Origin of the sequence: Pseudomonas endophytica (assembly GCF_001411475.1) — a bacterium.
Taxonomy (GTDB): domain Bacteria; phylum Pseudomonadota; class Gammaproteobacteria; order Pseudomonadales; family Pseudomonadaceae; genus Aquipseudomonas; species Aquipseudomonas endophytica.
This window is the reverse complement of the sequence record NZ_LLWH01000069.1, coordinates 1-7,284: the sequence shown is the minus strand read 5'-3', so window position 1 is coordinate 7,284 and position 7,284 is coordinate 1. Positions and strand designations below refer to the sequence as shown.

Annotated in this window: 13 protein-coding genes and 1 tRNA gene; 10 read left to right on the top strand and 4 right to left on the bottom strand. The window is 53.2% G+C overall.

What is annotated here, in order from left to right:
* The first annotated feature begins 225 nt into the window (after window positions 1-225).
* On the top strand, window positions 226-480 hold the full coding sequence (locus AQS70_RS06555; RefSeq protein ID WP_055102085.1) for a hypothetical protein: 255 nt from the start codon (window positions 226-228) through the stop codon (window positions 478-480).
* 17 nt (window positions 481-497) lie between these two features.
* Here the strand turns inward: AQS70_RS06555 and AQS70_RS06550 are convergent, their stop codons facing one another.
* Window positions 498-1,058 carry a phage baseplate assembly protein V gene (locus AQS70_RS06550; RefSeq protein ID WP_055102084.1) on the bottom strand — a complete coding sequence of 187 codons (561 nt, stop codon included), beginning with the start codon at window positions 1,056-1,058 and terminating at the stop codon, window positions 498-500.
* 158 nt (window positions 1,059-1,216) lie between these two features.
* Window positions 1,217-1,304 (bottom strand) — tRNA-Ser (locus tag AQS70_RS06545).
* Window positions 1,305-1,427: 123 nt separating this feature from the next.
* Between AQS70_RS06545 and AQS70_RS06540 the strand changes: the two genes are divergently transcribed.
* The 8 genes from AQS70_RS06540 (at window position 1,428) to AQS70_RS06505 (ending at window position 6,004) form a co-directional block, all read left to right on the top strand.
* Window positions 1,428-2,099 carry a Bax inhibitor-1/YccA family protein gene (locus tag AQS70_RS06540; protein ID WP_055102083.1) on the top strand — a complete coding sequence of 224 codons (672 nt, stop codon included), beginning with the start codon at window positions 1,428-1,430 and terminating at the stop codon, window positions 2,097-2,099.
* 110 nt (window positions 2,100-2,209) lie between these two features.
* On the top strand, window positions 2,210-2,602 hold the full coding sequence (gene tusD, locus AQS70_RS06535) for a sulfurtransferase complex subunit TusD (RefSeq protein ID WP_055102086.1): 393 nt from the start codon (window positions 2,210-2,212) through the stop codon (window positions 2,600-2,602).
* 1 nt (window position 2,603) lies between these two features.
* Window positions 2,604-2,966, top strand: coding sequence for a sulfurtransferase complex subunit TusC (tusC, locus tag AQS70_RS06530; protein ID WP_055102082.1), 363 nt, complete (start codon window positions 2,604-2,606; stop codon window positions 2,964-2,966).
* On the top strand, window positions 2,966-3,265 hold the full coding sequence (tusB, locus tag AQS70_RS06525) for a sulfurtransferase complex subunit TusB (RefSeq protein ID WP_055102081.1): 300 nt from the start codon (window positions 2,966-2,968) through the stop codon (window positions 3,263-3,265). Before tusC ends, tusB begins: the two co-directional genes overlap by 1 nt.
* Window positions 3,262-3,597: a TusE/DsrC/DsvC family sulfur relay protein gene (locus tag AQS70_RS06520; RefSeq protein ID WP_055102080.1), complete on the top strand. Its 336-nt coding sequence runs from the start codon at window positions 3,262-3,264 to the stop codon at window positions 3,595-3,597. The genes tusB and AQS70_RS06520 overlap by 4 nt, the downstream gene beginning before the upstream one ends.
* A gap of 14 nt (window positions 3,598-3,611) precedes the next feature.
* On the top strand, window positions 3,612-4,595 hold the full coding sequence (locus AQS70_RS06515; RefSeq protein WP_420912339.1) for a glycosyl transferase family protein: 984 nt from the start codon (window positions 3,612-3,614) through the stop codon (window positions 4,593-4,595).
* A gap of 88 nt (window positions 4,596-4,683) precedes the next feature.
* On the top strand, window positions 4,684-5,682 hold the full coding sequence (locus AQS70_RS06510; RefSeq protein ID WP_055102078.1) for a glutathione S-transferase family protein: 999 nt from the start codon (window positions 4,684-4,686) through the stop codon (window positions 5,680-5,682).
* Window positions 5,683-5,776: 94 nt separating this feature from the next.
* On the top strand, window positions 5,777-6,004 hold the full coding sequence (locus AQS70_RS06505; RefSeq protein WP_055102077.1) for a YheU family protein: 228 nt from the start codon (window positions 5,777-5,779) through the stop codon (window positions 6,002-6,004).
* Here the strand turns inward: AQS70_RS06505 and csrA are convergent.
* Together csrA and AQS70_RS06495 are read right to left on the bottom strand one after the other, a co-directional pair.
* Complete coding sequence (gene csrA / locus AQS70_RS06500) at window positions 6,001-6,204, bottom strand: carbon storage regulator CsrA (protein ID WP_055102076.1); 204 nt, start codon at window positions 6,202-6,204, stop codon at window positions 6,001-6,003. The two genes, AQS70_RS06505 and csrA, sit on opposite strands and share 4 nt — an antisense overlap.
* A 173-nt stretch (window positions 6,205-6,377) precedes the next feature.
* Complete coding sequence (locus AQS70_RS06495; RefSeq protein WP_055102075.1) at window positions 6,378-6,710, bottom strand: YnfA family protein; 333 nt, start codon at window positions 6,708-6,710, stop codon at window positions 6,378-6,380.
* Between the two features lie 204 nt (window positions 6,711-6,914).
* Here AQS70_RS06495 and AQS70_RS23165 point away from each other — a divergent pair, with 204 nt between their 5' ends.
* Window positions 6,915-7,067, top strand: a complete 153-nt coding sequence (locus tag AQS70_RS23165; protein WP_048371247.1) for a DUF3309 family protein — start codon at window positions 6,915-6,917, stop codon at window positions 7,065-7,067.
* The last annotated feature ends 217 nt before the right edge of the window (window positions 7,068-7,284 follow it).

The window sequence follows — 7,284 nt, the reverse complement described above, 5'->3', positions numbered from 1 at the left end:
GCGGCCGTCGCGCATCACCAGCGTGCGAGAAATAAAAGCCCGGTCGCGGTAAACGACCGGATAAACAGGCTTGTCGACCGTTACGGTTTTGCTCGTCATCGTTTCCTCTAGGCATAAAAATGCCCGCGCGCGGCGGGCTTATTGGATCAAAGATCATCTCTTGAGCTGCTCTGTGTCGTCGGGCACACTTCGGTTGCTTCATCACCCGAAAAAAGGAGTTTACGGATGCCATTCCCACCGAAGGAACACGCTGCATTGCTGGCACTGAAAGGCGTAGGGCCCACAGTGATTGCTCGTCTTGAACAGATGGGTATTGAATCCCTCGCAGAACTAAGCAAAGCCAATATTAATGACATCCTGCAACAGGCGTCGGCGGCAGTGGGATCGACTTGCTGGAAGAACAGCCCTCAAGCTCGAGCAGCTATTACTACAGCCGTTCAGTTTGCCAAAGACTCTCAGACGAATACGTCTAATGCTTAATGATGACCTGGCTCGTCTCAATGCTTATGGTTGGGCGTGTTGCCGCTGGTGTCGATGATTGCACCGCCACCGTTGATATCGCCCGTTACGCGTAACGCGCCATTGATTTGCACTTCTCCATAGATCGTTACATCGCCATCGAGCGCGATTGCCCCGGACGTGACGACCACAGCGTTATCCGTAACGGTGGCCGATGAACTACCCACCTTGATATCCACCAAGCCGGTCGGTAGCTCAATGCTGTAGCTCTTGGCCTGCCAGTCGTAAGTCAGCGACCCGCCATCCTCGAACGACCAACGTTCGACGTGATCGCGGGTATCCGGGGCTGGCCCGGCATCGCCAAATAAACCCGGCACAAAGGTGCCTTGTGACACGTCACCGCTCGGACTGAGCAAAGTACCCTGCTCTCCCATGCTGGGCACCCGCCAGTGCCGCGCCTCGCCCGCCGCCTGACTGTGCCAGCGAATCCATGCACTGACCCACTCCCCATCCGATACCCGACACATAGGCGGTTTGGCCGTCAGATCCAGCGCGACCACGTAGCAAGCCTTACTAAAATGTACTTTCCAACGAGCCAAAACCCGAGCTGTAAAAAAGCTGAGTCGGGCTCTAAATACACGCCAGTTGCGGAAACGATCTGAAAAGATGCGGAAACGATGGGGTCAGACGCTGAGAGTTTCCCAAACCCCAGAAACGACAAAGCCCGTCTAGGACGGGCTCTGTCGGTGTAGCAATATGGCGGAGGCGTAGAGATTCGAACTCTAGGACCTGTTACAGTCGACGGTTTTCAAGACCGTTGCCTTAAACCACTCGGCCACACCTCCTATCGTTGTTGCGGGCGCCATAATACCTGAACGAAACACATTGTCAAACTCTCTTGATCGCTAGTTTCAGAGCCTCTGCTATGATCTTTGCTACTTAACATTTCAAAACACAGGAGTATCGCCATGCGCGAACAGGAATACGCCGTTAATCACAGCGTGCAGGTCGATCAGCTAGAGGTTAGCCGCGTCCTGCGCAACACTTACGGTTTACTGGCTCTAACGCTCGCTTTCAGCGGTGTGATGGCATATGTCGCACAGCAGATGCGGGTCGGCTATCCAAATATTTTCGTTGTACTGATCGGCTTTTACGGGCTGTTCTTTTTGACTAACAAGCTTCGTGATTCGGCTTGGGGTCTGGTGTCTACTTTTGCCTTGACCGGCTTCATGGGCTTTTTGCTAGGTCCAATCCTCAACCGTTACCTCGGCATGCAGGGCGGCGCTGAGGTTGTAAGCTCGGCGTTTGCTATGACGGCACTGGTGTTCGGCGGTCTGTCGGCTTACGTGCTGATCACTCGCAAGGATATGAGCTTTCTAGGCGGCTTTATCACTGCTGGCTTCTTTGTTCTGCTCGGTGCCGTGGTAGCAAGCTTCTTCTTCCAAATCAGCGGCTTGCAACTGGCTATCAGCGCTGGTTTCGTGTTGTTTTCGTCGGTCTGCATCTTGTTTCAGACCAGCGCCATCATCCAGGGCGGCGAGCGTAACTACATCATGGCAACCATTAGCCTGTATGTTTCGATCTACAACCTGTTTATCAGCCTGCTGCAAATTTTCGGCATCATGAGCCGCGACGACTGATTTACTCCCGCAACATGAAAGCCCGCTTCGGCGGGCTTTTTATTGCCTGCTGCAAGCATCTTTGGGCGTCTGGCTTTATGATTGCCAAAGATTTGCTGACAGAGCCCATCATGAAATTTGCCATTGCCCTTTATTCAGCAGCCCATGCGCCCTCTTCTCGCCGCGCCCTACGTTTTGCCGAAGCGGCGCTGGCAGGCGGTCACGAGATCGTGCGGCTGTTCTTCTATCAAGACGGCGTTCATAGCGCCTCAAGCAATGTGGTCGCACCGCAAGATGAGCAAGACCTCGCACAACAATGGGCCACGTTCGTCAGCCAGCATCAGTTGGATGGTGTAGTGTGCATTGCCGCCGCTCTACGCCGCGGCATCTTGAATAAAGATGAAGCGACCCGCTATGAACGCCAAGCGATTAATTTGCAAGCACCGTGGGAGCTGTCTGGGCTTGGACAGTTACACGACGCCATTCAATCGGCTGATCGACTGATCTGCTTCGGAGGGCCTTAAGATGCCTAAGTCGCTGTTGATAATCAGCCGCCAAGCCCCGTGGTCAGGTCCAGGCGCCAAAGAAGCGCTGGATATTGTATTAGCAGGAGGGGCGTTTGATTTGCCGCTTGCTCTGATGTGTATGGACGATGGTGTATTCCAGCTTGTGCCTGGACAAAACCCTACAGCTCTTCAACAAAAAAACCTTCAGTCCAACCTGCAAGCCTTGTCGCTGTTCGGAATTGATGACGTGTTTGCCTGCGAGCACAGCTTGATCGAGCGCGGGCTTTTACCCGTAAACTTGGCAGTTGATGATGTACAAGTACTGTCATCTGATGAAGTTCGCGCCCTTATTGACCGTTTTGACCAAGTGATAACCCTCTGATGACGACGCTACACGTCCTGAGCCACTCGCCTTTTTCAGACACACGCCTAAGCAGTTGCCTACGCATCTTGGGCGCTCATGACGCACTGTTGCTAACCGGTGATGCGGCCTACGCATTACAGCCTCACAGCAGCCTGTTCAAAGCGCTCGAAGAACAGAGTGCAACACTGAAGCTGTTTGTTCTTGAAGAAGACTTGCTGGCACGCAACCTAGCTTGCCCGACGTGGGTAACGGCGGTTGACTATCCGGCCTTCGTCGAGCTGTCGATACACTATGACAAGGTCAACAGCTGGCTATGAGTTCCCTCCTGATTAACGGTAAACCTATAGCGTTGGATAAAGACGGCTATTTACTTGATCTTAACGATTGGTCAGCCGAGGTCGCGCAAGCACTGGCCGCGCAGGCGCAGATTGAGCTTAGCCCCGATCACTGGGAGATTCTTGAGCTGTTACGCAGCTTCTATCAGACCTTTGAGCTGTCGCCTGCAACGCGCCCGCTGATCAAGTACACCGCGCAAAAGTTGGGGCCGGAAAAAGGCAACAGCCTGCACCTCAACCGTCTCTTCAACGGCACACCCGCCAAACTCGCTGCCAAGCTGGCAGGCCTGCCAAAACCAACGAATTGCCTATGAATATGCCTACTGCGCTGACCCTCGAAACACCTGCCGAACACCCTTTCGCACACTTTGTGCGCATATTGGGAAAGGGTAAACGCGGAGCTCGCAACTTGACCCGTGAAGAAGCTCGCGAAGCGATGGGTATGCTGCTCGATGGAAAAGTCGAGGACACGCAGCTCGGGGCTTTTCTGATGCTCCTACGCCACAAAGAAGAAAGCCCCGAAGAGTTAGCCGGTTTTACCCAAGCCCTACGCGAACGTCTGAGTGCGCCCGCGATTAACGTCGACATCGACTGGCCGACGTATGCAGGCAAAAAGCGCCACCTTCCTTGGTATCTGCTGGCAGCCAAATGCTTGGCTCAAAATGGTGTGCGCATTTTGATGCACGGCGGCGGCGCGCATACCGCGGGGCGACTGTACAGCGAGCAACTGCTCAACGAGTTGCACATCCCGCTGTGCCGTGACTGGCAAAGCGTTGAAACAGCACTGAACTCAGACAACCTGGCGTTTATCCCCCTACAAGATTGGGCGCCATCATTACAGCGCATGATTGACCTTCGAAACACCTTGGGGCTGCGCTCGCCAATCCATTCATTGGCTCGCATCCTTAACCCGCTCGGTGCCCGCTGTGGCCTGCAAAGTATTTTCCATCCGGGTTACCAAAGCGTGCATCGCGAAGCCAGCCGCCTGCTGGGCGACACCAGTATCGTGATTAAAGGCGACGGCGGCGAAATCGAAATCAACCCTGACGCAGTCAGCCATCTGTATGGCACCACGGCAGGCGTCAATTGGGATGAAGAGTGGCCAGCGCTGTCAGTTCGACGGCATGTAAAGCCGGCAACACTTGACCCTGAGCACCTTAGAGCGTTGTGGAGGGGCGAGGTTGAAGACAGCTACCCGCAACTGGCCCTTCTCTCAACGATAGCCTTGGCATTACGAGGACTGGGCACACCACGAGAACAAGCGTTCGAGTTGGCCCAGCGCTATTGGGATAACCGCGACAAATCGAATTAACCGATCTTTTATGCCTAGGTTTTGCGCTTTTCGTCCGAACTCAGGCCAGTAGACTGAACTCCAAAGCAAAACTGCCAAGGAGCCTTCTATGGGCCTGTTGATTGATGGACACTGGCACGACCAGTGGTACAAAAGCAGCAAAGACGGCGCCTTTGAGCGTGAGCAAGCGCAACGCCGTAATTGGGTGACTGCCGACGGCGCTCCCGGCCCAACAGGTACTGGCGGTTTTGCAGCACAAGCAGGCCGCTACCATTTATACGTGTCCCTCGCCTGCCCATGGGCCCACCGCACGCTGATCACGCGCCAACTTAAAGGCCTTGAAGGATTAATCGACGTATCGGTTGTTAGCTGGCTAATGCTGGAAAACGGGTGGACCTTCGATACAGCGCATGGCTCAACCGGTGATCACCTAGACAATCTGCATTTTTTGCATCAGCGCTACACGCTAGACACGCCCGATTACACTGGTCGAGTCACAGTTCCCGTGCTCTGGGACTCGCAGCGCCAGTGTATTGTCAGCAACGAGTCTGCAGATATCATTCGCATGCTCAACAGCGCCTTCAATGAGTTGACCGGCAATACGTTGGACTTATACCCACCGGCGCTGGCCACAGATATCGATCGTTGGAACGACCGCATTTACCCGTCACTGAACAATGGGGTATATCGAGCCGGATTTGCCACGTCGCAGTCTGCTTACGAGCACGCCTATGACGACGTCTTCAATACGCTTGAGGCGTTAGAGACACATTTGGCCGAACATCGTTATCTGGCTGGCCGGTATTTGACCGAAGCTGATGTACGACTATTCACGACGTTGATTCGTTTTGATGCGGTGTACTACGGCCACTTCAAATGCAATAAACGTCGGATTGCCGATTATCCGAACCTGTCCAACTGGTTGCTCGAGCTCTATCAATGGACGGGTGTGGCGCAAACCGTGGATTTCACCCACATCAAAGGGCATTACTACGCCAGCCACCAAACCATTAACCCTACAGGAATCATTCCTAAAGGCCCGGCGTTAGACTTTTCCCACCCCCATGACCGTGGTCAGTTAGCAGGCGATGGTATCTGGCAACACTAGCCGCGCAGAAATAATCAGTACCGGGTGAAGTGCTAGGGCTAGCCGTACCAGCCTCAGGCCAGTAGCATCCCCGGACTGATTAAGAGAACGCCACATGCTTATTCCTTACGACCAGCTTGAGCCCGACACTCTCACCCACTTGATTGAAGACTTTGTTAGCCGTGATGGAACTGACAATGGTGATGACACACCTCAAGAAACACGGGTTCTGCGGGTGCGTCATGCCCTAAGTAAAGGGCAAGCCGTCATCTTCTTCGATCCCGAAAGTCAGCAATGTCAGTTAATGCCCAAACATGCCGTGCCTAAAGAGTTCTTTGATTAAGGTCGTCTTGTAGGATCCAGGGGTAAATACCCGAGCGACTGCTTTTTGATGCGTTGATAAATCTCGGCCCGATGGACACTCACGCTTTCAGGGGCATCTATCCCTAGGCGCACGTGACTCCCTTTAACGTCAATGACATGAACGACGATGTCTTCGCCGATCAAAAAATGCTCACCAATGATGCGTTTTAGTTTCTGCATGGCTCTCATCCTTTTAGGTGGGTGCCACAAAGACTGAACCGCACAAAACACTACTTCAATCCTCACAAAACAATTCAGCTGTAGCTTACTCTCACTAGTCTTACCCCCTACAAAGAACAAATAAAAGCCCTACACAGCGACTGAGGAATATTCCTAGTCATTCGCTTATTGGCTCACGGCGTCGAAAAGCGCGGCCCCAACAAAATGATCGTTGCCCCAATTACGCAAAAGCCGAGTCCAATCCAATCTGAACTCAGCGGGCGTATGCGCTCCACAACCGCCAGCCAAGCAATCGAGGTCACGATATAAATCCCGCCGTAAGCTGCATAAGCGCGCCCTGCATAGGCCGCTTCAACCTTGGTTAAGAGCAAAGCAAAAACGGCTAGGCTCAATACTGCGGGCACAACCCACACCACACTTTTGCCTTGGCGAAGCCACATCCAGAACCCATAACACCCAGCAATTTCAAACAGTGCGGCCAAAAAAAACCAGACGTAATTAAGCATAAAATGTTCCCCCTCCTAAGCAAGCGAGCACCCTACTCGCGCGCCCATGCGCAGGCAATGCTCAGTTTTAAATCAGCCCTTAATAATAAAAAGTTGAATTTTCCTCGTTCCTCACAAGTCGGACTTATTAAGAGCGCACGTCACAGTGGTTTACACCCCCACTGAACGCCGTCCTTACTGACATTAATCCATGAGGAAATAGTCATGACCCTGATTCTACTGATCATCCTGATCTTGCTGCTGGTGGGCGGACTGCCAGTTTTCCCTCACTCAAGAAACTGGGGCTATGGGCCATCCGGCATTATCGGCACCGTGCTGGTTGTGCTGTTGATACTGCTCTTGCTCGGCAAAATCTAGCAGCAAAAAAAGAGGCCAAATGGCTAATGCCAGTCAGTTAAGCTGACTGGCATTTTTATTTCTGATCGGATACTTCGGTGATTTGAGCCGGATGGCGCCGCTTGCGAAGGGTCGCCAGACCGGCCTGTTCAAGGGCCTGCTCGACCAAAGAAGGATCGAGTAAAGAATCCAGTCCCTCGATTGAATTGGGAGTGGAGGCGATGTTGTGGGTCAGTTC